The sequence below is a fragment of the Actinomadura sp. NPDC048021 genome (assembly GCF_040653135.1).
GTDB lineage: Bacteria > Actinomycetota > Actinomycetes > Streptosporangiales > Streptosporangiaceae > Spirillospora > Spirillospora verrucosospora.
In genome coordinates this window covers 23,589-46,259 of sequence record NZ_JBEZJQ010000046.1, presented here as the reverse complement: position 1 = coordinate 46,259, position 22,671 = coordinate 23,589, and the positions used below count along the sequence as shown (strand labels likewise).

General features: G+C 72.8%; 22 protein-coding genes and 1 tRNA gene. 19 read left to right on the top strand and 4 right to left on the bottom strand.

Going from position 1 to position 22,671, the window contains the following annotated elements; genetic code table 11:
* The 8 genes from AB0C87_RS41710 to AB0C87_RS41675 all read left to right on the top strand — a co-directional run.
* A partial coding sequence (locus AB0C87_RS41710; RefSeq protein WP_360582083.1) for a transglycosylase family protein occupies window positions 1-870 on the top strand: 870 nt, incomplete at its 5' end.
* A gap of 58 nt (window positions 871-928) precedes the next feature.
* Window positions 929-1,834, top strand: a complete 906-nt coding sequence (gene rsmA, locus AB0C87_RS41705) for a 16S rRNA (adenine(1518)-N(6)/adenine(1519)-N(6))-dimethyltransferase RsmA (protein ID WP_360582081.1) — start codon at window positions 929-931, stop codon at window positions 1,832-1,834.
* Window positions 1,831-2,991: a hypothetical protein gene (locus tag AB0C87_RS41700; protein WP_360582079.1), complete on the top strand. Its 1,161-nt coding sequence runs from the start codon at window positions 1,831-1,833 to the stop codon at window positions 2,989-2,991. The genes rsmA and AB0C87_RS41700 overlap by 4 nt, the downstream gene beginning before the upstream one ends.
* 21 nt (window positions 2,992-3,012) lie before the next feature.
* The gene (locus AB0C87_RS41695; RefSeq protein WP_345173532.1) at window positions 3,013-3,942 is read left to right on the top strand and encodes a 4-(cytidine 5'-diphospho)-2-C-methyl-D-erythritol kinase; all 930 of its coding nucleotides are present in this window, start codon (window positions 3,013-3,015) and stop codon (window positions 3,940-3,942) included.
* A gap of 128 nt (window positions 3,943-4,070) precedes the next feature.
* Window positions 4,071-4,313 carry a hypothetical protein gene (locus AB0C87_RS41690; RefSeq protein WP_360353573.1) on the top strand — a complete coding sequence of 81 codons (243 nt, stop codon included), beginning with the start codon at window positions 4,071-4,073 and terminating at the stop codon, window positions 4,311-4,313.
* A 90-nt stretch (window positions 4,314-4,403) separates the two neighbouring features.
* Complete coding sequence (locus tag AB0C87_RS41685; RefSeq protein ID WP_360582077.1) at window positions 4,404-4,805, top strand: hypothetical protein; 402 nt, start codon at window positions 4,404-4,406, stop codon at window positions 4,803-4,805.
* A gap of 60 nt (window positions 4,806-4,865) precedes the next feature.
* Entirely contained in the window at window positions 4,866-6,629 is a 1,764-nt protein-coding gene (locus tag AB0C87_RS41680) for an ABC-F family ATP-binding cassette domain-containing protein (RefSeq protein ID WP_345173537.1), read from the top strand.
* Window positions 6,630-6,675: 46 nt separating this feature from the next.
* Complete coding sequence (locus AB0C87_RS41675; RefSeq protein WP_360582075.1) at window positions 6,676-7,794, top strand: amidase family protein; 1,119 nt, start codon at window positions 6,676-6,678, stop codon at window positions 7,792-7,794.
* Window positions 7,795-7,999: 205 nt separating this feature from the next.
* Here the strand turns inward: AB0C87_RS41675 and AB0C87_RS41670 are convergent, their stop codons facing one another.
* Together AB0C87_RS41670 and AB0C87_RS41665 are read right to left on the bottom strand one after the other, a co-directional pair.
* Window positions 8,000-8,488 carry a MarR family transcriptional regulator gene (locus AB0C87_RS41670; protein WP_360582073.1) on the bottom strand — a complete coding sequence of 163 codons (489 nt, stop codon included), beginning with the start codon at window positions 8,486-8,488 and terminating at the stop codon, window positions 8,000-8,002.
* 44 nt (window positions 8,489-8,532) lie between these two features.
* On the bottom strand, window positions 8,533-9,339 hold the full coding sequence (locus AB0C87_RS41665; RefSeq protein ID WP_353834864.1) for a patatin-like phospholipase family protein: 807 nt from the start codon (window positions 9,337-9,339) through the stop codon (window positions 8,533-8,535).
* Window positions 9,340-9,454: 115 nt separating this feature from the next.
* Between AB0C87_RS41665 and AB0C87_RS41660 the strand changes: the two genes are divergently transcribed.
* A complete protein-coding gene (locus AB0C87_RS41660) occupies window positions 9,455-10,243 on the top strand; it encodes a trans-aconitate 2-methyltransferase (protein ID WP_345173544.1) in 789 nt (262 codons plus the stop codon).
* A gap of 173 nt (window positions 10,244-10,416) precedes the next feature.
* Window positions 10,417-10,779: a VOC family protein gene (locus AB0C87_RS41655; protein ID WP_345173546.1), complete on the top strand. Its 363-nt coding sequence runs from the start codon at window positions 10,417-10,419 to the stop codon at window positions 10,777-10,779.
* Here the strand turns inward: AB0C87_RS41655 and AB0C87_RS41650 are convergent.
* Entirely contained in the window at window positions 10,771-11,553 is a 783-nt protein-coding gene (locus tag AB0C87_RS41650) for a TetR/AcrR family transcriptional regulator (protein ID WP_360582071.1), read from the bottom strand. The genes AB0C87_RS41655 and AB0C87_RS41650 overlap by 9 nt on opposite strands.
* Window positions 11,554-11,570: 17 nt before the next feature.
* Complete coding sequence (locus tag AB0C87_RS41645) at window positions 11,571-12,524, bottom strand: acyl-CoA desaturase (RefSeq protein WP_345173550.1); 954 nt, start codon at window positions 12,522-12,524, stop codon at window positions 11,571-11,573.
* Window positions 12,525-12,902: 378 nt separating this feature from the next.
* Here AB0C87_RS41645 and AB0C87_RS41640 point away from each other — a divergent pair.
* The 9 genes from AB0C87_RS41640 to AB0C87_RS41600 all read left to right on the top strand — a co-directional run bounded on the left by AB0C87_RS41640 (window position 12,903) and on the right by AB0C87_RS41600 (window position 22,619).
* Window positions 12,903-12,974, top strand: a tRNA-Gln gene (locus AB0C87_RS41640).
* 166 nt (window positions 12,975-13,140) lie between these two features.
* Window positions 13,141-14,586: a bifunctional UDP-N-acetylglucosamine diphosphorylase/glucosamine-1-phosphate N-acetyltransferase GlmU gene (gene glmU / locus AB0C87_RS41635; protein WP_345173553.1), complete on the top strand. Its 1,446-nt coding sequence runs from the start codon at window positions 13,141-13,143 to the stop codon at window positions 14,584-14,586.
* A 194-nt stretch (window positions 14,587-14,780) separates the two neighbouring features.
* Window positions 14,781-15,761: a ribose-phosphate diphosphokinase gene (locus AB0C87_RS41630; protein WP_141578287.1), complete on the top strand. Its 981-nt coding sequence runs from the start codon at window positions 14,781-14,783 to the stop codon at window positions 15,759-15,761.
* Window positions 15,762-16,042: 281 nt separating this feature from the next.
* Window positions 16,043-16,684 carry a 50S ribosomal protein L25/general stress protein Ctc gene (locus AB0C87_RS41625; protein ID WP_345173556.1) on the top strand — a complete coding sequence of 214 codons (642 nt, stop codon included), beginning with the start codon at window positions 16,043-16,045 and terminating at the stop codon, window positions 16,682-16,684.
* A 126-nt stretch (window positions 16,685-16,810) separates the two neighbouring features.
* Window positions 16,811-17,386: an aminoacyl-tRNA hydrolase gene (gene pth / locus AB0C87_RS41620; RefSeq protein ID WP_345173558.1), complete on the top strand. Its 576-nt coding sequence runs from the start codon at window positions 16,811-16,813 to the stop codon at window positions 17,384-17,386.
* 400 nt (window positions 17,387-17,786) lie between these two features.
* Complete coding sequence (locus AB0C87_RS41615) at window positions 17,787-19,262, top strand: sugar transferase (RefSeq protein WP_345173561.1); 1,476 nt, start codon at window positions 17,787-17,789, stop codon at window positions 19,260-19,262.
* Between the two features lie 110 nt (window positions 19,263-19,372).
* Window positions 19,373-20,311, top strand: a complete 939-nt coding sequence (locus AB0C87_RS41610; RefSeq protein WP_353835692.1) for an inositol monophosphatase family protein — start codon at window positions 19,373-19,375, stop codon at window positions 20,309-20,311.
* Between the two features lie 65 nt (window positions 20,312-20,376).
* Window positions 20,377-21,294 carry a sulfate adenylyltransferase subunit CysD gene (cysD, locus tag AB0C87_RS41605; RefSeq protein WP_345173624.1) on the top strand — a complete coding sequence of 306 codons (918 nt, stop codon included), beginning with the start codon at window positions 20,377-20,379 and terminating at the stop codon, window positions 21,292-21,294.
* A gap of 62 nt (window positions 21,295-21,356) precedes the next feature.
* Window positions 21,357-22,619 (top strand): GTP-binding protein, encoded by a 1,263-nt coding sequence (locus tag AB0C87_RS41600; RefSeq protein WP_345173626.1) that lies wholly within the window; start codon window positions 21,357-21,359, stop codon window positions 22,617-22,619.
* Window positions 22,620-22,671: the final 52 nt, after the last annotated feature.

Here is a 22,671-nt window from a genome sequence, read left to right as displayed (position 1 = left end):
GTGGCCCGGGCCCCCCCCCTCCCGCGCTCCGTGGCGCACCTCCGCGCGCCTCCCCCAGGCGTGGCGCGGGCGCGCGCCGCCCGCCGCCTGCCGCCCCTCGCCGTCCTGCTGGCGTCCGCGCTGCTCGCCTCGGCGTGCGGCGGGGACGGCGGCTCGGCGGCCCCGAAGCGCGGCGGCGTCGCGGACGCGCCGCGCACCACCGCCCCCGCGCCGCGCAAGATCGTCATCATGGTCGACGCGAAGAAGACCGAGACCATGACGACCGGCGCGACCGTCGGCCAGGTGCTGGAGCAGGCGAAGATCGCGCTCGGCCCGCACGACCTGGTCGAGCCGGCCGCCGACAAGCCCGCCGGCGACGTCATCAAGATCATGCGGCTGCTGTCGGAGCCGGTGACCAAGGTCGTGAAGACGACCGCCCCGACGGTCCGCAAGAAGAGCTCGTCCGTCGCGCCGTGGAGCGAGAAGGAGCTGCGCAAGGGCCGTCCCGGCATCACGATCGTGAAGGTCGCCTACGTCCGGCGCAAGGGCCGCAAGGTCGTGAAGGTTCTCGCGAGGAAGGTCAAGCGCAAGCCCGTCGCGCAGATCATCGCGGTGGGGCCGAAGTCGGCGAACAGCGGCTCGGTGACGCAGTTGAACTGGCACGGCCTCGCCAACTGCGAGTCCCACAACAACCCCAAGGCCGTGAACCCGGCCGGGTACTACGGCCTCTACCAGTTCTCCCTGGCGTCGTGGGCGTCGGTCGGCGGCTCGGGGAAGCCGTCGGACGCCAGCTCGGCCGAGCAGACCTACCGGGCCCAGCTGCTCTACAAGCGGGTGAACGGCCGCTGGCAGGGCCAGTGGCCCAACTGCGGGAAGTTCCTGTTCTCCTGACCGGCGCCCGCGGGGCCCTGGGGACCGGGCCCGCGCGATGACAGGAGAGACTTGACGCATGGGGGACACCAGGGGCCTGCTCGGGCCGGCGGACGTGCGGGAGCTGGCCGGGCGGCTCGGCATCAGGCCGACGAAGACGCTCGGGCAGAACTTCGTCATCGACGCCAACACCGTCCGGCGGATCGTCCGGGCCGCCGAGCTGGACCCGGGCGACGTCGTCATCGAGGTGGGGCCCGGGCTGGGGTCGCTCACGCTGGCACTGCTGCCGCGGGTGCGGCGGGTCGTCGCCGTGGAGATCGACCCGGTGCTGGCCGCCGAGCTGCCGGCCACGGCCGCCGCCCGGGAGCCGGACCTCGCGGGGCGCCTTGAGGTCGTGCGCGCCGACGCGATGAGGATCGCGGAGCCGCCGGGGCCCGCGCCGACCGCCCTCGTGGCGAACCTGCCCTACAACGTCGCCGTCCCCGTCGTGCTGCACCTTCTGGCGACGCTGCCGTCGCTGCGGTCCGCGCTGGTGATGGTGCAGGCCGAGGTCGCCGACCGGATGGCCGCCGCGCCCGGCTCCAAGATCTACGGGGTGCCGTCGGTGAAGCTCGCCTGGTACGGGGAGGCCCGGCGGGCCGGGGCCGTCGGGCGCGCCGTGTTCTGGCCCGCGCCGAACGTCGACTCCGGGCTCGTGGCGTTCACCCGCCGCGACCCGCCGCCGACCGGGGCGACCCGGGAGGAGGTGTTTGCCGTGGTCGACGCCGCGTTCGCGCAGCGCCGCAAGACGCTGCGCGCGGCCCTCGCGGGATGGGCCGGGTCGGCGCCCGCCGCCGAGGAGGCGCTGCGCGCCGCGGGCGTCGACCCGCGGACCCGGGGCGAAGCGCTGGACGTGGCCGCCTTCGCCCGAATTGCCGAGTATGGTCCTTCTCGCCGGGGTGATCTCTCTCGATCCCCCGAGGCCAGAGCTCCCCGCGGGGGATGAGACAGCATCAGCACGAGCCGGAGGTCGATGTGAAGGCGCGTTCGCGGGCGGCGCGGACCCGGATGCCGATCGTGGGGACGGCACTGCTCGCGATCGCGGGCACGATCGCCACGGTCGCGGCGGGCTGCGGGGGCGGCGCCGGCGCGGCACCCAAGATCACGACGACGGCGCGGGCGGGCGTGGCGCCGGTCCCGCCGGGCCAGGGGGCCTACTTCGGGGCGTGGGTGCCGCCGGAGGGCGGCCTGCCGTCCGCCTCCGCCTCGCCGTCCCCGTCCGGCTCGCCGTCGGAGTCGCCGCCGGACTCCGGGGCGCCTTCGGGGTCGCCGTCCGGGAAGGACGCCGGCAAGCCGGGCATGGCGCCCGTCGCCGGTTTCGAGCAGCGGCTCGGCCGCCGGCTCGACATCGTGCAGAGCTACCGCGGCTGGAAGAGCGACTTCCCGGGCGCGCTGGAGAAGTCCGTCGCCGACGGCAACCGCTACCTGCTGCTGACCTGGGACGGCGGCGACGCCCGCGAGATCGTCCAGGGCGAGCACGACGACCTGATCGCCAAGCGCGCCCGCGCCGTCAAGGCCCTCGGCAAGCCCGTGTTCCTGCGCTGGTCGCGGGACATGGACAGGGCGTCCGAGCAGAAGCGCGTCCACTCGGCCGCCGACTTCACGGCCGCGTGGAAGCACCTGCGGGCGATCTTCAAGCGGGAGGGCGTCGACAACGTCGCCTGGGTGTGGTGCCCCACCGCCCGCGGCTTCAACGGCGCGAACGCGGGCTCGTACTACCCCGGCGACGACCAGGTCGACTGGATCTGCGCCGACGCCCAGCCCGGCGCCGACTACGACTACCGCGACCTGTCGGAGGCGCTGAAGCTCTTCACCGAGTGGGCCCGGGGACGCCACAAGCCCATCATGATCGCCGAGTTCGGGGTGCCGAAGTCCTACGGCCCGCGCCGCGCCGAATGGCTCCGCGAGGCCGCCAAGACCCTGCAGGACCCGCAGGTCAAGGCCGTCGTGTACTTCAACTCCGACGAGCAGGCGAAGAACGCCCGCGACAGGCGCCGCTCCTACTCGGTGACCGGCGACACGCACGCGATGTCGGCGCTGCGCGAACTCGCCACGACGCCGTACTTCAACCCCCGCAACCTCCCCGTCACAAGCGGCGGCTGAGGGTCCCGTAGGGTTTCGCGAGTGAACGCAGTGACGGTGCGGGTCCCCGCCAAGGTGAACCTCCAGTTGGGCGTCGGGCCGATCCGCGACGACGGCTACCACGACCTCGTCAACGTGTTCCACGCCGTGTCGCTGTTCGACGAGGTGACGGCCGAGCCCGCCGAGCGGCTGGCGGTGGAGGTCCGGGCGGCCCCGCACTCGCGCGTCGCGGTCGGCGGCGTCCCCACCGGCGAGGACAACCTCGCCGCCAGGGCGGCCCGGCTCGTCGCGGCGCGCCTCGGCGTCGAGACGGCCGTGCGGCTCTCGATCCGCAAGGCGATCCCGGTCGCGGGGGGCATGGCGGGCGGCAGCGCCGACGCCGCCGCCGCGCTCGTCGCGTGCGCCCGGCTCTGGGACGACCGCGAGGAGCCCGTCCTCACCCGCGACGACCTCATGGAGCTCGGCGGCGACCTCGGCAGCGACGTCCCGTTCGCGGTCCTCGGCGGCACGGCCGTCGGCGTCGGGCGCGGGGAGCGGCTCACCCCCGCCCTCACCCGCGGCGCCTTCCACTGGGTGTTCGCGACCGCCGACGGCGGCCTGTCCACGCCGGCCGTCTACGGCGAGTGCGACCGGCTCCGCCTGGCGGCGGGGGAGGCGGCCGCCTGGCCGACCGTGTCCGAGGCGCTGATGACCGCGCTCGCCACCGGGGACGCCAAGGCCCTCGGCGCCGCGCTGTCCAACGATCTGGAGCCCGCCGCGCTGTCGCTGCGCCCGTCGCTGCGCCGCACGCTCGACGCCGGCCGCGAGCTCGGCGCGATCGGGGCGCTCGTCTCCGGTTCCGGTCCCACCTGCGCGTTCCTCGCCGAGACCGACGAGGACGCCGCGGAGCTGGCGGACGCGCTGGACTCGGCCGGCGTCGCGGAGCAGATCGTCCGGGCTCACGGACCCGTCCCCGGGGCCACAGTCGTCTGACGGGACGGTGGGACGCCCCTGTCCCGGTAGCTGCCATCGTCACACAAGCGAACCTTGCTGTCGCAGAGCGCGTCTTCTATGCGTGACACCGGTTCCTCCGGGACTGACCCGACCGGCGAGGTGGAGCGATGACGTATCTGTCCGGGATGCTGAGCCTCGTGGCGATCGTCGTGATGGCGACGCTTGTTCTGCTGGCGGTGCGCCGCGACCGGGCTCTGCGCCGCAACGCCCCTGACAAGGTGGTGGCGGCCTCCGCGGGAACGGGCTCCCTGCCCGGTTCCGCCGTGCCGGGCCCCGGGGTCCCGGGGCCCGCCGTGCCGGGGCCCGTGGCGCCCGGCTCCGTGGTGCCGGGGGAGGCGGGCGGGCAGTAGGCTCGCCGCGCGGCCGGAGACCCGGGCCGCCCTGATCGATCGGTTCGCCTCCCACGGATTTCGGAACCTAGCGAAATGGCGCGTCTTGGCATGCTGACCCCCTTGATCCTCCTGCTCCTGCTCCTGCTCCTGGTCGTCGGCGTCGTCGTGGTGGTCGTGGTGGTGCTCGCCGCGAACTCGTCGAAGACCAAGAACTCCGGCGCGGCGTACGGGCCGCCCGGCGCCCCGTACCCGCCGCAGCCGCCCGGCCAGTACGGGCAGCCGGGTCAGTACGGCCAGCAGGGCCAGCCCGGCCAGTACGGCCAGCAGGGCCAGTACGGGCAGCCGGACCAGCCCGGTCAGTACGGGCAGCAGGGCCAGTACGGGCCGCCCGGCCAGCCCGGCCAGTACGGGCAACCGGATCAGCCGGGTCAGCCGGGTCAGTACGGGCAACCGGATCAGCCGGATCGGCCGGAGCAGCCCGGGTCCTCGGGCATGGCGCCACCGAACTGATCGTCTGAGCGGGGCGCGCCGTGCGAGCGGTGCGCGCGGGGCCCTACGCTTGAAGGCGCCGTGAATCTGATCAATCTTGAGAACGTCGCCAAGGCCTACGGGCCCGAACCGCTGCTCGACGCCGTGTCCCTCGGCCTGGACGAGGGCGACCGCGTCGGCGTCGTCGGACGCAACGGCGGCGGCAAGAGCACCCTCGTGTCCGTCCTCGCCCGGGAGACCGAGCCCGACGACGGGCGCGTCACCCACGCCCGCGGGATCCGGCTCGGCTACCTGACCCAGCGGGACGCGTTCGCCGAGAACGCGACCGTCCGGTCCGTGGTGCTCGGCGACCGCGCCGAGCACGAGTGGGCGGGCGACGTCCGGGCCCGCGACATCCTCGGCGGCCTGCTCGCCGACCTCGACCTGGACGCGCCGCTGGCCGGCATGTCCGGCGGGGAGCGCCGCCGCGTCGCGCTGGCCCGGCTCCTGGTCCCCGAGTCCGACCTGCTCCTGCTGGACGAGCCCACCAACCACCTCGACATCGAGGCGATCGACTGGCTGGCCCGGCACCTGAGGGGCCGCAAGGTCGCGCTGCTCGTCGTCACCCACGACCGCTGGTTCCTCGACGCGGTCACCGACCGCACGTGGGAGGTCGTCGACGGGCGCGTCGAACGCTACGAGGGCGGCTACTCCGCCTACGTCCTCGCCAAGGCCGAGCGCTCCCGGATCGCCGCCGCCACCGAGGCCAAGCGGCAGAACCTGCTCCGCAAGGAGCTGGCGTGGCTGCGCCGCGGCCCGCAGGCGCGCACGTCCAAGCCCAAGTTCCGGGTGGACGCCGCGCAGGCCCTCATCGCCGACGAGCCGCCGGCGCGCGACTCGGTGGAGCTGACCCGGTTCGCGACCGCGCGGCTCGGCAAGACCGTCTACGACATCGAGGACGTCAGCGTCCGCCTCGGCGACCGCGACCTGTTCCAGCGCATGACGTGGCGGCTCGGCCCGGGCGACCGGGTCGGTCTCGTCGGCGTCAACGGCAGCGGCAAGAGCACCCTGCTGCGCCTCCTCGACGGCTCCGTCCAGCCGGTCTCCGGCACGGTGGTGCAGGGCAAGACCGTCCAGCTCGCGCACCTGTCGCAGAACCTGGAGGAGCTCGACCCGGCCCGGCGCGTCCTGGAGTCGGTCGAGGAGATCCGCCGCCGCATCACCGTCGGCAAGCGCGAATGGACCGCGAGCCAGCTCCTCGAACGGCTCGGCTTCGCGGGCGACCGGCAGTGGACGCCCGTCGGCGACCTGTCCGGCGGTGAGCGCCGCCGCCTGCAACTGCTGCGCCTCCTGATGGCCGAGCCCAACGTCCTCCTGCTGGACGAGCCCACGAACGACCTCGACATCGAGACCCTCACCGAGGTCGAGGACCTCCTGGACGGCTGGCCCGGAACCCTCGTCGTCGTCAGCCACGACCGCTACTTCCTGGAGCGCATCACCGACCACGTCGTCGCGCTGCTCGGCGACGGCCGCGTGTCGCTGCTGCCCGGCGGCGTCGACGAGTACCTCGAACGCCGCGCCGCCGGGACCGCGCCCAAGCCCGGCGCGGTCCGCGACGAGCCCGCCGCGGCGCCGCCCAAGCCCAAGGCGGGCGGCCAGGACTGGAAGGCCCGCAAGGAGCTCGACCGCCTCGAACGCCGCCTGGAGAAGCTCGCCGGTCAGCAGGCCGCCCTCCACGAGCAGCTCGCCGCGCACGCCACCGACTACGCCAAGCTCCAGGAGCTGGACGCCCGGCTCAAGGAGGTCCAGGCCGAGGCCGCCGGCGTCGAGGAGGAGTGGCTCATGCTCGCCGAGGATCTCGGCTAGCAGGACGTTTCTGGCGGTTCGCGGGCGCACCGGGCATCATCCCTGAATGACGACCTGGATCATCAGGACGGACGAGCCGGGCGACGGCCCGCGGCTCGCCGTCAAGGACGCGATCGACGTGGCCGGGCTGCCCACCACCGCGGGCTGCCGGGCCGTCGCCGAGCGCGCCGAGCCCGCCGCCGCGGACGCGCCCGCCGTCGCGTCCGCCCGCGCGCAGGGTGCCCGCATCGCCGGGAAGACCAACCTGAACGAGCTGTGCATGGCCGCGGACGGCGTGAACCCCTGGTCGGGGACGCCGGTGAACCCGCTCGACCCGTCGCGGGTGCCGGGCGGCTCGTCGAGCGGCTCCGCCGTCGCCGTCGCCACCGGCGAGGCCGACGTCGCCTTCGGGACCGACACCTCCGGGTCGATCCGCATCCCGGCCGCCTGCTGCGGCATCGCGGGCCTGAAGACCACGAACGGCCGCGTCTCCCTGGACGGCGTGTATCCCCTGTCGCCGACGCTGGACGTCGTCGGGCCGATGGGCCGCGACGTCGCCGCGGTGGTGCTCGGCATGCGCCTGCTCGAACCCGGCTTCACGCCCGCCCCCTACGACCCGTCCATGACCGTCGCGCGCCTCCGCGTGGACGGCGTGGACCCGGCGATCGACGCCGCCGTCGACGAGGCCCTGCGCCGCCTCGGCCCCGTCACCGACGTCACGTCCGAGCACTATGCCGGCGCCGCCACCGCCAACGGCCTGATCATCAGCGACGAGGCCCCGCGCTGGAACGGGCGCCTGCTCGCCGAGCCGGACAAGCTGAGCGGCCGCATCGCGCGCCGCGTCCAGCACATGATCGACGTGTCCGGCGCCGGGATGCTCGACCAGGCGCTCGGCGTGCGGAAGGCGATCAGGGCGGAGCTCGACGCGATCCTCGCCCGGCACGCCGCCATCGCCCTGCCGGTCCTGCCGTGCCTGCCCCCGGAGCCTGATGAGGCGGACGAGTCCGACCTCGTCCTCACGACGCTCGTGGGTCAGGTCAACGTCGCCGGGCTTCCCGCCTTCGCCCTGCCCGTCCCGGTGCCCGGCTCGCACCTGCCCGCGTCCGTCCAGCTCATCGGCCCCGCCGGAGGCGAGGAACGCCTCTGCGCCCTGGCCGCCGCCCTGGAAGCCGCCCTAACGCCCTGAAACAGGGCCCTGAGCCGGGGCACGGGTCGGGCGGCCGGAAGGCGCTCTGGCGCCTGGAGGTCGCACGAACCGTCGAGCCGGGCGACCGCAGCGCCACCTCACGAACCCGCACGGGCACAGCACACCCGCACCGTGGCGTGAGGATCGCCCGGCTCGTGACGGGGGTTCCAGGGGGTCGCCCCCTGGGAGATGCCCCCCTGGGAGATCACGCGTCGAAGGGGATGAGGAGGGTGCGCAGGAGGTCGGCCAGGGCTTCGCGCTGGTCGGGGGAGAGGCCTTCCAGGATCGCCTGCTCGCGGCGGAGCAGGTCGGCGAAGGCGGCGTCGACGCGGGTCAGGCCCGCGTCGGTGAGGCGGACCTGCACGCCGCGCTTGTCCTGCGGGTCGGGATGCCGCTCCACCAGCCCCGCCGCCGCCAGCCGGTCGATGCGGTTCGTCATCGTGCCGGAGGTCACCAGGGTCGCGTGCAGGAGGCGGCCGGGGCTCAGCCGGTAGGGGGCGCCCGCCCGGCGCAGCGCGGTGAGCACGTCGAACTCCCACGGCTCCAGGCCGTGGTCGGCGAACACGGCGCGCCGGGCGCGGTCGAGGTGCCGGGCCAGGCGGGACACGCGGCTGAGGACCTGCAGCGGCCGGACGTCCAGGTCCGGGCGCTCGGTGTTCCACGCCTCGACCAGCCTGTCGACCTCATCGCGCATGCCGCCACCCTACCTGTCTTGATATCGAGAAAGACGGGGCGTGATCAGCGGTGGGCGGCCAGCGCGGCGGTGATCCGCTCGGCCGCCTCCGGCGCCTGCCGGCGCCCCTCCCGGTAGACGGGCGTCCACCGCGAGCGGTCCCCGAGGCTCGGCCCGAACGCCTCCAGCGCCCGCGCGTCCGGGACGATCCGGAGGCCACCGCCGCCGCCCCGCATGTTGGGCATCGGCTCCACCGCGACGAGCGGCCCGGCTCCCCGCGCCAGTTCCGCCTCCGACCATCCGGCGAACGCGCCGTCCATGTAGCGGCGCCCGCCGATCGGCACCGGCTCGGCGAAGCCGGGCGCCGCGCTGCTCGCGGCCACCGCCAGCGACAGCGGGACGCCGCTCGACGCGTCCCACAGCACCGGTTCGCCCGACGCGGCGTCCATCCCGGTGATCAGCAGCCGTGCGTCCGGCCACGTGTCGGTCCCGACCAGGTACCGCATGCTCGCGTGGTGGCGTTCGGCGGGAAGCGCGTCCGCCTCCAGGGCCAGCCGCCCGATCCGCCGCCTGGCCTCGTCCGGTTCCAGGCCCGGGGCGCTGCCGACCTCGAACACCCGCGCCATCACCGAGCCGTCCGCCGGCGCCGGGGGGCCGCCGCGCGGCGGCAGCTCCTCCAGCGCCGCCAGGTCCCTGCCGGTGGTGATCGCCGCGCCGGCGATGGCGCCCGCCGAGGTCCCGACGACCAGGCCCGCGGCCGCCGGGTCCACGCCCGCCTCGCGCAGCCCCGCCGCCAGCCCGATCAGCCACGCCGTCCCGACCGGCCCGCCGGGGCCGAGCACCAGCGCCCATCCGCTCTCGTCGTCCGTCATGCCGGTGAGCCTAGGAGCGCCGCGGGCGGGGGCGCATCCGTCAGGCGACCGGCCGGCGGGACACGCGCGCCAAGACTCTTGACATCAAGATATGCGCCGGGCATGATGTTTCTTGATGTCGAGACAAACCGCGGCCGTGTGGGACCCCGCGCAGTACGGGGTCTTCGGCGACGAGCGCGCCAGGCCCTTCACCGAGCTCGCCGGGCGGCTCGGCGGCGCCCCGCCCGCCCGCGTCGCCGACCTCGGCTGCGGGAGCGGAGAGCTGACCGCCACTCTGGCCGCCCGCTGGCCGGACGCCGTCATCGACGCCTTCGACAGCTCGCCGGAGATGATCGCGGCGGCCCGCGCGCACGAGATCCCGGGGCGCCTCGCCTTCCGCGTCGCCGACGTCGCCGCCTGGGAGCCCGAGCGGCCCCTCGACCTCGTCATCTCCAACGCCGTCCTGCACTGGCTCCCCGAGCACCCGCGCCTGCTGCCCCGCTGGGTCGGCGCCCTCGCCCCGGGCGGCCGCCTCGCCTTCCAGGTGCCCGGCAACTTCGACGCGCCGAGCCATGTCCTGCTCCGCGAGATGGGCCGCTCCGAACGGTGGCGTGGCAAGCTCGCCCACCTCCAGCACGACGCCCCCGTCCTCGACCCGGCCGGATACGTGGACCTCCTGGCCCGGCTCGGATGCGCCGTCGACGCCTGGGAGACCACCTACGCGCAGGTGCTGCACGGCGAGGACCCGGTCCTCGAATGGGTCAAGGGCAGCGCGCTGCGCCCCGTCCTCACCGCCCTCTCGCCCGCGGAGGCGGACGAGTTCCTCGCCGAGTACCGCGAGCGGCTCAGGCGCGCCTACCCCGCCGCCCCCTACGGCACCGTGTTCCCGTTCCGGAGGATCTTCGTGATCGCCACCACCCCCTAGACGGGATGCCGCCCGCCCCGCCCGAGGGAAGCGACTCGTTCCCCTGCGGTGTGCCATCTCCGGCGGACGGGCGGCGTCCGCGAAACCCGGCTCGCGACCCGAGACCGGCGACCCTGCCGGCGGCCTCCCGGACGAACTCCGGGCGGCCGCCGGTGCCATGTCCGGAGGCGACCATGATCATCGGTGTCCACCACGTCCAGCTCGCCGCACCGCCCGGCGCCGAGGACCGGCTCCGCGCCTTCTACGGCGGCGTCCTCGGCCTTGAGGAGGTGGCCAAGCCGCCCGAGCTCGCCAAGCGCGGGGGCGCCTGGTTCCGCGGCCCGGGCGTCGAGATCCACCTCGGCGTCGAGCCCGGCTTCCGGCCCGCCCGCAAGGCCCACCCGGGCCTGCTCGTCGACGACCTCGACGCCCTCGCGGCGCGCCTGCGGGCCGCCGGCCACGAGGTCACGCCGGACGACCTGTTCCCCGGACACCGCCGCTTCCACACCGACGACCCCGTGGGGAACCGGCTGGAGTTCCTGCGGCCTTCAGGCTGACGGGTCGGCGATCTCGTCGAAGTCGCGCAGCGTCCGGCGGTGGACCTTCTCCGCCTTCGCCGCGGCCTTCCCCTCGGCCCGCTCGGCCTTGGCGGCGGCCTTCTCCGCGCGCTTCTCCTGCCGCTCCATCTCCTTGCGGCGGCGGCGCGGGTCCAGCGACGGCCTCGGTTCGAGCCCGGACAGGCCGTTCCACGCCAGGTTCACGATGTGCGCGGCCACGTCCTCCCGGTGCGGTTTGCGGACGTCCAGCCACCACTGGCCCGTGAGCGCCACCATGCCGACCAGGCTCTGCGCGTACAGCGGCGCGAACTTGTCGTCGTAGCCGTGCCGGTCGAACTCCTGCGCCAGGATGTGCTCCACCTCGCCGGCGATCTCGCTCAGCAGGCTGGCGTAGCTGCCGGTGCCCGTCCCGCCGTGCGAGTCGCGGACGAGGATGCGGAACCCCTCCGGGCGCTCCTCGATGTACTCCAGCAGCGCCAGGGCCGCCTTCTCCAGCTTGCCCCGGTAGTGGACGGCCGAGTTCAGCGAGTCGGTGACGAGGCCCAGCAGCCGCTCGAACTCCCGGTCGACGACGACCGCGTAGAGCCCCTCCTTGCCGCCGAAGTGCTCGTACACCACCGGCTTGGACACCCCGGCGGCCGACGCGATCTCCTCCACCGAGGTGCCGTCCAGCCCGCGCTCGGCGAACAGGGTCCGGCCGATGTCGAGGAGCTGCTCGCGGCGTTCCTTGCCGGTCATCCGCTTTCTGCGGGTCCTGGGAGCGGGATCTGTCACGGGATCAATTGTGGCGGTCAAACCGCCTGCTTCGTGCGCTTCGCGGCCAGCCTGTCGGGGTTCGGCCACCGGACGTCGCGGGCCAGGCGCATCTTCTCGAACGCCCAGATGATGCGCGCGCTGATGTCGACCTGCCCCTTCAGCACGCCGTGCCGGGCGCAGGTCGGGTCCGAGTGGTGCAGGTTGTGCCACGACTCGCCCAGCGAGGGGATCGCCAGCCACCACACGTTGCGCGACTTGTCCCGGACCTCGAACTCCTCCTTGCCGAAGGTGTGGCAGATCGAGTTGATGGACCAGGTCACGTGGTGCACCAGGGTGATCCGGACGAAGCCGGCCCAGAACAGCGCCGTGAGGAAGCCCGCCCACGACATGGTGACCAGGCCGCCGATCACGGCCGGGAGCAGGAACGACACCGCGACCAGGCCGGGGAATGCCTGGTGGATGCGCCGGATGTCGCGGTCGTTGAGCAGGTCCTTGGCGAACCGCTGCTTGGAGGTCCTGTTGGCGTCGAACAGCCAGCCGTAGTGCGCCCAGGCCAGCCCCTTGGCGAGGGCCTTCCAGTCGTCGCCGAACCGCCACGGCGAGTGCGGGTCGAACTCCTTGTCGGAGTGCTTGTGGTGCCGCCGGTGGTCGGCCACCCAGGTGATGACCGGCCCCTCGATGGCCAGGCTCCCGGCCAGCGCCATGAAGATCTTCAGGCCGCGCGTGGCCTTGAAGGAGCCGTGGGTGAAGTACCGGTGGTAGCCGACCGTGATGCCGCCCGCGGACACCAGGTAGAAGACGGCCGTGAGGACGACGTCCGTCCAGCCGAGGAACCGTCCCCAGGCCAGCGGGACGGCGGCGAACAGTGCCAGGAAGGGCAGCGCGGTGAACGTGGCGATCAGCACCCGTTCTCCGTTGCCGCGCTGCTGGGGCGCGAGTTCGGGACGCCGCTGCGGGCGAGGTGGATCCATGGCCGGAGCTGTCGTCATGCGTCATCACTTCTTCCCGTGACTCGGGGCAGCCTTACCTACGCCAACGTAACCTACGAGTCCGTAGGTTGTGCAGATCCGAACAGTAAAATCAGCGGGAAACTGCCCCTTTGGCCACATAACACTCGTGCGTAACGGGGGCCGTCGGCCGCCCGCCGGGGGCGGTGGGCCCTGGCCGCTCGACCGGGCCCGGGCCGATCGGCACGCAGTGTGCTTGCTCCGTGATACACGTTCTAAACCGATCCGGACAAAACGACCATGGAGGGCGACGGTGGGCGCGTCCGGGTGGATGGCCATATGAGGTGGGCCCTCCCGGGCCCGTGTCGGTATCGTGGGGGCCGGTCGGTTCGCGGCTCTGTCCGGACCCGTCTGCTTTGATCCGGCGTGGTGTAATTGGCAGCACAAGGGTTTTTGGTGCCCTTAGACAAGGTTCGAGTCCTTGCGCCGGAGCTGTCTGAGACGCCCGACCGGGTCCCCCGGGGTGGGCGGTGGGGTGACAGGAGCGAGGTGGGCGGTATCCTGCCGGTGTCGGGTTCGCCCCGGCCTGCCGTGTCGTGCTGTCGCAGGTGGGCGGGCCCGCGACCGATCCCCGTCCGCGATGCCGAGGAGCCTCCTTGTGAGCGCTGCGAGCCGCCCGGCCGCCGTCATCGTCCTCGCCGCGGGCGAGGGCACCCGGATGAAGTCCCGTACCTCGAAGGTGCTGCACGAGCTGTGCGGGCGCAGCATGCTCGGCCACGTGCTCGCCGCCGCCCGCGAACTGGAGCCCGAGCGGCTCGTCGTGGTCGTCGGGCACCGGCGCGAGCAGGTCGTCGGGCATCTCGCCGAGCACGCCCCGGACGCCGAGGCCGCCGTGCAGGAGCGGCAGGGCGGGACGGGCCACGCCGTGCGGATGGCGCTGGAGCAGACCGGCGCGCTGGACGGGACGGTCGTCGTGACGAACGGCGACCACCCGCTGCTGCGGGGCGAGACGCTGCGGGCGCTGGTCCGGGCGCACGAGGACGAGGGCAACGCCGTCACCGTGCTGACCACCGAGATGCCGGACGCGACCGGCTACGGGCGCATGATCCGGGCGGCGGACGGCAGCGCCGAGGCGATCGTCGAGCACAAGGACGCCACCGAGGAGCAGCGCGCGATCAACGAGATCAACGTCGGGATGTACGCGTTCGACGGCGCGCTCCTGGCGGACGCGCTGAAGCGGGTGACGACCGACAACGCGGGCGGCGAGGAGTACCTCACCGACGTGGTGGCGATCCTGCGCGGCGACGGCCACCGGGCGGGGGCGCACCTGGCCGCCGACTGGGTGGAGACCCAGGGCGTCAACGACAAGGTCCAGCTCTCGCAGGCCCGCAGGCAGCTGAACGACCGCATCCTCGAAGCGCACATGCGCGCCGGGGTCACGATCATCGACCCGGCCTCCACGTGGATCGACGTGCACGTGACCGCCGAACCGGACGCGGAGATCCACCCGGGGACGCAGCTGCACGGCAGGACGCACCTCGGCGAGGGCGCGCGGGTCGGTCCCGGCTGCACGCTGACCGACACGACGGTCGGCGCCGGCGCGTCGGTGACGAACGCGGTGTGCGTCGGGGCGCGGATCGGGCCGGAGGCGTCGGTCGGGCCCTACGCCTACCTGCGGCCCGGGACGACGCTCGCGGCCGGGGCCAAGGTCGGCACGTACGTCGAGACCAAGAACGCCGACATCGGCGAGGGCACGAAGGTGCCGCATCTGACCTACGTCGGCGACGCCGAGATCGGCGCCGGCTCGAACATCGGCGCGAGCTCGGTGTTCGTCAACTACGACGGTGTGGAGAAGCACCGCAGCGTCATCGGGTCGCACGTGAAGGTCGGCAGCGACAACATGATCGTCGCGCCGGTGACGATCGGGGACGGCGCCTACACCGCGGCCGGCTCGGTGATCATCCAGGACGTCCCGCCCGGGGCGATGGCGGTCGCGCGAGGACGGCAGCGCAACGTCGAGGGCTGGGTCGAGCGGAAGCGGCCGGGGACGCCGGCGGCCGAGGCGGCCCGCCGGGCCCGGGCCGGCGAGGAGAGCGCGACTTAGCGCGCCCGAAGAGGACTGCCCCGCCTCAGGGCGGGGAGGTGGAGGACGACGGCGTCTTCCGGAACAACACAGGGCCGCCCGACCGGAGAGCGGCTCGACGACAAGACGACCCGCGCGCCGGCTCTTTGGTGCGCGGGAGTGGGGACGACAACCCACATGCAGGGCACGGTTCCATTGAGGGGGAGTTGTCAGAGGTGAGTGGGATAAAAACGAGCGGCCAGAAGAAGCTGATGCTCTTCACCGGCCGAGCCCACCCTGACCTGGCCAGGGAAGTAGCCGACAACCTCCAGGTCGAGCTGACGCCGACGTCCGCGTACGACTTCGCCAACGGCGAGACGTTCGTGCGGTTCCTGGAGTCGGTCCGCGGCTCCGACGCCTTCGTGGTCCAGAGTCACACGGCTCCCATCAATCAGTGGATCATGGAGCAGTTGATCATGGTGGACGCGCTCAAGCGCGCGTCGGCCAAGCGGATCACGGTGGTCGCGCCGTTCTTCGGCTACGCACGGCAGGACAAGAAGCACCGCGGCCGCGAGCCGATCTCGGCGCGGCTGATGGCCGACCTGTTCAAGACGGCGGGCGCCGACCGGCTGATCACCGTGGACCTGCACACCGCGCAGATCCAGGGCTTCTTCGACGGCCCGGTGGACCATCTGTTCGCGCTGGACCTGCTGGCCCGGCACTTCGAGAGCCGGCTGGACACCTCCCAGGTCACCGTGGTCGCGCCGGACGCGGGCCGGGTGCGGGTCACCGAGCGGTGGAGCGACCGGCTGGGCGGCGTCCCGATGGCGATCATCCACAAGAAGCGCGACCCGGACGTGGCCAACGAGGTCAAGGTGTTCGACGTGGTCGGCGAGGTCGCCGGCCGCACCTGCGTCGTGGTGGACGACATGATCGACACCGGTGGGACGATCGTGAAGGCGGCGGACGCGCTGTTCGACCAGGGCGCGACCAAGGTCGTCGTCGCGGCGACGCACGGGGTGCTGTCGGGCCCGGCGGTGGACCGGCTGAAGAACTCCCGGATCTCCGAGGTGGTGCTGACCAACACGCTGCCGATCCCGGAGGAGAAGCAGTTCGACAAGCTCACGGTGCTGTCGATCGCGCCGCTGGTCGCGCGTGCGATCAACGAGGTGTTCTCCGACGGCTCGGTCACGAGCCTGTTCGGCGGCCACAGCTAGACCTCGACCTCGGGCACGGCGCGTGCCGGCGGGCATGGCGGCGGCCATGGCGCCGGCAGGGCCGTGGCGTTGGGCGTTGCCGTGTTGGGCTAGACTTGTGCAACCGCGTATGCCCCAGGACGTTCAAGTGCGGTGCCCGCGAAGGGCCCGCACTCCCCGGGGAACGCAAACGAATCTTTGAGCGCGCCCGCCTTCGACGGCGCGCGAGGAACGCAACGCATCGTCCGTAGCGGACGTCCGATGCCGGACGGCCGTGGAAGCAACAACGAGGAGTTTTCGCCGTGTCCGAGGTACGCATTGCCGCCGAGCCGCGCACCGAGTTCGGTAAGGGTGCCGCGCGGCGCACCCGCCGGGCCGGCAAGGTGCCCGCCGTCCTCTACGGTCACGGCACCGACCCGCAGCACATCGCGCTGCCGGGCCACGACCTGATGCTCGCCCTGAAGACGCCGAACGTGCTGCTGACCATCGAGGGCCTCTCCGGGGGCTCCGAGCTGGCGCTGCCGAAGGACGTCCAGCGCGACCCGGTCAAGGGCTTCCTGGAGCACGTCGACCTGCTGCTGGTGAAGCGCGGCGAGAAGGTCGTCGTCGACCTGCCGGTCAACCTGGTCGGCGACGTCGTCGCGGGCGGCGTCGTCCAGCAGGAGCTGGTCCAGGTGTCGGTCGAGGCGGAGGCGACGCACATCCCCGAGGCCGTCGACCTGTCCATCGAGGGCCTGGAGGTCGGGACGCAGGTGCTGGCCGGCGACCTGAAGCTGCCGTCGGGCGTCACGCTGCAGGTCGACGCGGAGGCCCTCGTCCTGCAGATCGCCGACGCGACCGCGTCGGCCGGCGCGACCGAGACCGCGGCCGAGGCGGCCGAGGCGGCCGAGGCCGCCGCCGCCGCCGAGACCGAGGCCCCCGAGGGCGAGGCCGCCGCCGAGTGACGGCGGTGCCGCCGGGCCTCGGAGGCCCGGCGCGCGGCCGCCCCGGACGGCGGGCCGCAGGGTACTTCCACGGCCCCCGCGGGTGCGCGCACCGGCGGGGGCCGTGCTCGCGTGTGAGGAGTGCGGGTGGACGCGGATCTCTGGCTCGTGGTGGGGCTGGGCAACCCGGGGCCGTCGTATGCGAAGAACCGGCACAACGCGGGGTTCATGGTGCTGGACGTCCTGGCGGCGCGCGCCGGAGGCAGGTTCAGGTCGCACCGGGCGCGGGCGGACGTGCTCGAAGGCCGGCTGGCGGGGAAGCGGGTGGTGCTGGCGAAGCCCCGCACCTTCATGAACGAGTCGGGCGGTCCGGTGAAGGGGCTGCGCGACTTCTACAAGGTGCCGGTGGAGCGGGTGGTCGTCGTCCATGACGAGCTGGACATCCCCTTCGGGGCGGTGCGGCTGAAGCAGGGCGGCGGTGACAACGGCCACAACGGGTTGCGGTCCATCACCCGGTCGCTGGGCTCGAAGGAGTATCCGCGCGTGCGGTTCGGGGTGGGGCGCCCCCCGGGGCGTATGGACCCGGCGGCGTTCGTGCTGAAGGACTTCTCCGCGGGGGAGCGCAAGGAGCTCGACTTCGAGGTGGACCGTGCGGCGGACGCGGTCGAGGCGCTGCTGACCGAGGGGCTGGCGGCCGCGCAGAACACGTTCCACGCGGGTTGACCGATTTCGCCGCGCGACGGGCGGTGAAGAGGGTTGAATCGAGGGCGACCCGCCTTTTTCGGCCCTGCAATTGCGTCACTGTGACATAACTGACGGTGTCGGGCCGAAAATCCGTTCACCCGGGGTGACCGGTTGCGTTCGGTCGGGTGACCGCATCCGGCCTCACGATCGGTGAACGGCTGTGATCAAGGCGCAGTGGCGCCATCTTCGTGTGCGGTCGGGGCGGTTTGGGTGCGTTGTCCACGTGGGGGCTACGTTCCGCCCGTGACCACGGCAAAGCGACCGTAAGATGCAGGCCGATCGAGGTTCAGGTTCAATGTGAACCTCGGGCGACGTTCAGCCGTCTTCGGTGTGAATCGCGCTGACGAGGCGCGCGTTACACAGGATTGGTGAGTGATTTATGGCCGTCGTTGACAAGGTTCAGGCCGAGTCATCGATCCGCCATGAGCACGAGCGCGCGGCGTCGCAGAACTGGAGCCGCTCCTACCGGCGGATCGCGAGGGTTCTCGACTTCACCAGCATGCTGATGGCCGGTGTGATCGCCTTCGTGCTCAGGTTCCCGGGCGTCCCGACGGAGCTGGACGCGCCGTACGTGGTCCTGACCGTGGCCCTGCCGGTGGTGTGGGTTCCGACGCTGATGCTGTGCCGCGCCTACCAGCCGCGGTACGTGGGCGTCGGGTACGAGGAGTTCCACCGGGTGCTGCGCGCCGGGTTCATCCTGACGGCGGTGGTCGCGATCGTGGCGTACGCCACCAAGACCGACGTCGCGCGCGGCTACGTGGTGATGGCGCTGCCCCTCGGGACGTTCCTGGCGCTCCTGGCGCGGTACCGGCTGCGCAAGTGGCTGCACAAGAAGCGGTGGCACGGCGAGTGCATGCGGCGGGTCGTCGCCGTCGGGCACCGCACGTCGGTGTCCGACCTGATCCGCCTGCTGCAGAAGAAGCGTTACCACGGCATGGACATCGTGGCCGTGTGCCTGCCGCCCGCGCTCGCGGCGGGCGAGGACGCGGTCGCCGAGGTGGAGGGCGTCCCGGTGCTGGGCGACTTCGGCCAGGCGGCGGCGGTCGCCGACCGGATCGGCGCCGACTCGGTGGCCGTGCTGGCGTGCCCGGAGATGGACGGGGTGGCGCTGCGCCGGCTGGCGTGGCAGATCGAGCGCAACGACGTCGAACTGGTCGTGGCGCCCGCGCTGATGGACGTCACCGGCCCGCGGATCTCGATCCGCCCGGTGTCGGGCCTGCCGCTGCTGCACGTGGAGCATCCGGAGCTGGACGGGGGCCGCAAGGTCCTCAAGGGCCTGGTCGACCGGGTGGCGGCGCTCGGCGGGATCGTGGCGCTGAGCCCGCTGCTGCTGCTGATCGCGGTCCTGATCAAGATGTCCGGGGAGGGCCCGGTGCTGTTCCGGCAGACGCGCGTCGGGCGCGGGGGCCGGGAGTTCACGGTGCTGAAGTTCCGCACGATGGTCGCCGACGCCGAGGCGCGCCGGCTGGAGCTGCTGGCCGCCAACGACCACGACGGCGTGCTGTTCAAGATCAGGCAGGATCCGCGGGTCACGCGGGTGGGGCGCCGGCTGCGCCGGTACTCGCTGGACGAGCTGCCGCAGCTGTTCAACGTGCTGCGGGGCGAGATGTCGCTGGTGGGGCCGCGCCCGCCGCTGCCGGACGAGGTCGCCCAGTACGGCGGGGACGTCTACCGCCGCCTGGTCGTCAAGCCGGGCCTGACCGGCCTGTGGCAGGTGAGCGGCCGCTCGGACCTGTCGTGGGAGGAGTCGGTCCGCCTCGACCTGCGGTACGTGGACAACTGGTCCCTCGCCCTGGACCTGCAGATCATGTGGAAGACCTGGTCGGCCGTCTTCCGGGGCTCCGGCGCGTACTGAGCGCCCGCCGCCGGCGGCGGGCCGCTGAGCGAGACCTCGTCCCGTGGCCGGTGCGGGCCGCATGAGAAAGTAGACCGAGCAGACCAGTCGAGTCGGGAATGTGATCTCAGATGACCGAGCCAGGGGCCAGAGACGATCATTCGCTCGCGGCCGAGCTCGCCGGGACGGCGGGCCGGCTGCTGCTGGGCGTGCGGGACGAGATGGGCTTCGCCGACGCGAGGGCCCTGAAGGACACCGGCGACCTGCGGGCGCACGAGTACCTGATGGCGGCGCTCGCCGAGCGCTGTCCCGGCGACGCGGTCCTGTCCGAGGAGGGGCGGTCCTCGGTCGCCGGGAAGCGGTCCAAGGGCGACGACCGCGCACCGACCCGCAACACCGCCGACGCGGAGCGGCTCACGGCCTCCCGCGTGTGGATCGTGGACCCCCTGGACGGCACCCGCGAGTTCTCCGAGGAGGGCCGCCGCGACTGGGCCGTGCACGTGGCGCTGTGGGAGCGCGACGCGTCCGGCGCCGGCCGCCTGGCGGCCGGCGCCGTCGCGCTGCCGGCGCAGGGCCTGACGCTCCGCACGGACGCGGTGGGCGGCGCCTCGCTCGTCCGGACCGACCTCGCCGAGCCCGACCCCGTCACCGCCGGGCCCGCCGGGACGCCGCCGCCCCGCGAGGTGCCGCTGCACGTCCCGGCGCCGGACGCGGGGAAGCTGCGCATCGCCGTGAGCCGCACGCGGCCGCCGGAGTTCGTCCGGCGGCTGGCGGAGGTGATCGAGCCGGACGTGGAGCTGGTCCCGATCGGGTCGGCGGGGGCGAAGATCTCCGCGGTGCTGCTCGGCGAGGTGGACGCCTACGTGCACGCGGGCGGCCAGTACGAGTGGGATTCGGCGGCCCCGGCGGCCGTCGCGCTCGGCGCCGGGGCGCACGCGTCCCGGATCGACGGGTCGCCGCTGCGCTACAACCGTGAGGACCCCCGGCTCCCGGATATCCTGGTGTGCCATCCCATGTCGGCGTCAACGCTGCTGACCGGCATTCGGGAAGTGAGCGGCGCGCTGCCCTGACCGGTCCGCCCGTCTCCGTGCCATCGGTTGCCACTGCCAGAACAGCGTGAAAGAGCCCCATGACCATGCAGCGTCGCGATTACCTACTGTCCCAGCTGGACATCCTCGAAGCCGAGTCGATCCATATCTTCCGGGAGGTGGCGGCCGAGTTCGAACGGCCGGTGCTGCTGTTCTCCGGCGGCAAGGACAGCATCGTCATGCTGCGCCTGGCCCAGAAGGCGTTCTGGCCCGCCCCGATCCCGTTCCCGGTCATGCACGTCGACACCGGCCACAACTTCCCGGAGGTGATCGAGTACCGGGACCGCCGGGTGGCCGAGCTCGGCGTCCGGCTGGTCGTGGCGTCGGTGCAGGACGCGATCGACAGCGGCCGGGTGGTGGAGCAGAAGGGCCGCCGCGCGTCCCGCAACAGGCTGCAGATCACCCCGCTGCTGGACGCCATCGAGGAGCACCAGTTCGACGCGGCGTTCGGCGGCGCGCGCCGGGACGAGGAGAAGGCCCGCGCGAAGGAGCGGGTGGTCTCCTTCCGGGACGAGTTCGGGCAGTGGGACCCCAAGAACCAGCGCCCGGAGCTGTGGAACCTGTTCAACACCAAGATCGTGCAGGGTGAGCACGTCCGGGTGTTCCCGCTGTCGAACTGGACCGAGCTCGACATCTGGGACTACGTGCGCCGCGAGGAGCTCGAACTCCCGCCGATCTACTTCGCGCACACCCGGCAGGTGTTCGAGCGCGACGGGCTGCTCCTGGACGCCGAGACGGGCTTCGCGAACCGCGGCGACGACGAGCCCGAGTTCACGGCGACCGTCCGGTACCGGACGGTCGGCGACGCGTCCTGCACGGGCGCGGTGAAGTCGAACGCGGTGACGCTCGACGAGGTGATCGAGGAGATCGCGGCGACGCGGATCACCGAGCGCGGCCAGACCCGCGCCGACGACCGCACCAGCGAGGCCGCGATGGAGGACCGCAAGAAGGAGGGCTACTTCTGATGGCCAGCGCGAACGACCGGCTCGCCGGGGACCGGCCGGCCGAGGCCCGGCCGGCCAAGCAGATGGACCTCCTGCGGTTCGCCACCGCCGGCAGCGTCGACGACGGCAAGTCCACGCTGATCGGCCGGCTGCTGTTCGACTCCAAGTCGATCTTCGAGGACCAGCTGGAGTCGGTCGAGAAGACCAGCGCCGACCGCGGCGAGGAGTACACGAACCTGGCGCTGCTGACCGACGGCCTGCGGGCCGAGCGGGAGCAGGGCATCACCATCGACGTGGCGTACCGGTACTTCGCGACGCCGCGCCGCAAGTTCATCATCGCCGACACGCCGGGGCACATCCAGTACACCCGGAACATGGTGACCGGCGCCTCCACCGCCGACCTGGCGATCATCCTCGTGGACGCCCGGAAGGGCATCCTGGAGCAGTCGCGCCGGCACGCGTTCCTCACCACGCTCCTGCAGGTCCCGCACCTGGTCGTGGCGATCAACAAGATGGACCTGGTGGACTACGACCGGGGCGTGTACGAGCGGATCGTGGACGAGTTCACGGCGTTCGCCTCCAAGCTGGAGGTCACGGACCTGACGTTCATCCCGATCTCGGCGCTGCACGGCGACAACGTCGTCGAGCGCAGCGTGAACATGCCGTGGTACGAGGGCTCGTCGCTGCTGCACCACCTGGAGCACGTGCACATCGCCTCCGACCGCAACCTGATCGACGTGCGGTTCCCGGTGCAGTACGTGGTCCGGCCGCACGCGTCCACCGACCCCGACCTGCACGACTACCGCGGCTACGCGGGCCAGGTCGCGGGCGGCGTGCTGAAGCCGGGCGACGAGGTGGTGCACCTGCCGTCCGGGCTGACCACGACGATCACCCATATCGACGGGCCGGGCGGGCCGGTCGACGAGGCGTTCGCGCCGATGTCGGTGACGCTGCGCCTCGCCGACGACATCGACATCTCCCGCGGCGACATGATCGCCCGTCCGAACAACCGGCCCGAGGTCGCGCAGGACATCGACGCGATGGTCTGCTGGATGACCCCGGACCGCACGCTCACCCCGCGCTCGAAGCTGGTCATCAAGCACACGACCCGCACCGCGAAGGCGATGGTGAAGCAGCTGCACTACCGGCTGGACGTCAACACGCTGCACCGCGACGAGCAGGCGGCCTCCCTCGGCCTGAACGAGATCGGCCGCGTCTCGCTGCGGGTGACGCAGCCGCTGTTCGTCGACGACTACGGCCGCAACCGCCTCACCGGCGGCTTCATCCTGATCGACGAGGCCACCAACAACACCGTCGCCGCCGGAATGATCACCGGCGCGCGCTGACCCGGCTCCGCGGGGCCGGCGGGCCCCGCGGCGGCCGCCGGTCCGCCTCCTC

Excerpts from the sequence above, each read along its gene's own strand:
- rsmA (WP_360582081.1), top strand. The coding sequence starts at position 929 with ATGGGGGACACCAGGGGCCTGCTCGGGCCGGCGGACGTGCGGGAGCTG.
- AB0C87_RS41700 (WP_360582079.1), top strand. The coding sequence starts at position 1,831 with ATGAGACAGCATCAGCACGAGCCGGAGGTCGATGTGAAGGCGCGTTCG.
- AB0C87_RS41690 (WP_360353573.1), top strand. The coding sequence starts at position 4,071 with ATGACGTATCTGTCCGGGATGCTGAGCCTCGTGGCGATCGTCGTGATG.
- AB0C87_RS41685 (WP_360582077.1), top strand. The coding sequence starts at position 4,404 with ATGCTGACCCCCTTGATCCTCCTGCTCCTGCTCCTGCTCCTGGTCGTC.
- AB0C87_RS41675 (WP_360582075.1), top strand. The coding sequence starts at position 6,676 with ATGACGACCTGGATCATCAGGACGGACGAGCCGGGCGACGGCCCGCGG.
- AB0C87_RS41670 (WP_360582073.1), bottom strand. The coding sequence starts at position 8,488 with ATGCGCGATGAGGTCGACAGGCTGGTCGAGGCGTGGAACACCGAGCGC.
- AB0C87_RS41665 (WP_353834864.1), bottom strand. The coding sequence starts at position 9,339 with ATGACGGACGACGAGAGCGGATGGGCGCTGGTGCTCGGCCCCGGCGGG.
- AB0C87_RS41660 (WP_345173544.1), top strand. The coding sequence starts at position 9,455 with ATGTCGAGACAAACCGCGGCCGTGTGGGACCCCGCGCAGTACGGGGTC.
- AB0C87_RS41655 (WP_345173546.1), top strand. The coding sequence starts at position 10,417 with ATGATCATCGGTGTCCACCACGTCCAGCTCGCCGCACCGCCCGGCGCC.
- AB0C87_RS41645 (WP_345173550.1), bottom strand. The coding sequence starts at position 12,524 with ATGACGACAGCTCCGGCCATGGATCCACCTCGCCCGCAGCGGCGTCCC.
- AB0C87_RS41615 (WP_345173561.1), top strand. The coding sequence starts at position 17,787 with ATGGCCGTCGTTGACAAGGTTCAGGCCGAGTCATCGATCCGCCATGAG.
- AB0C87_RS41610 (WP_353835692.1), top strand. The coding sequence starts at position 19,373 with ATGACCGAGCCAGGGGCCAGAGACGATCATTCGCTCGCGGCCGAGCTC.
- cysD (WP_345173624.1), top strand. The coding sequence starts at position 20,377 with ATGCAGCGTCGCGATTACCTACTGTCCCAGCTGGACATCCTCGAAGCC.
- AB0C87_RS41600 (WP_345173626.1), top strand. The coding sequence starts at position 21,357 with ATGGACCTCCTGCGGTTCGCCACCGCCGGCAGCGTCGACGACGGCAAG.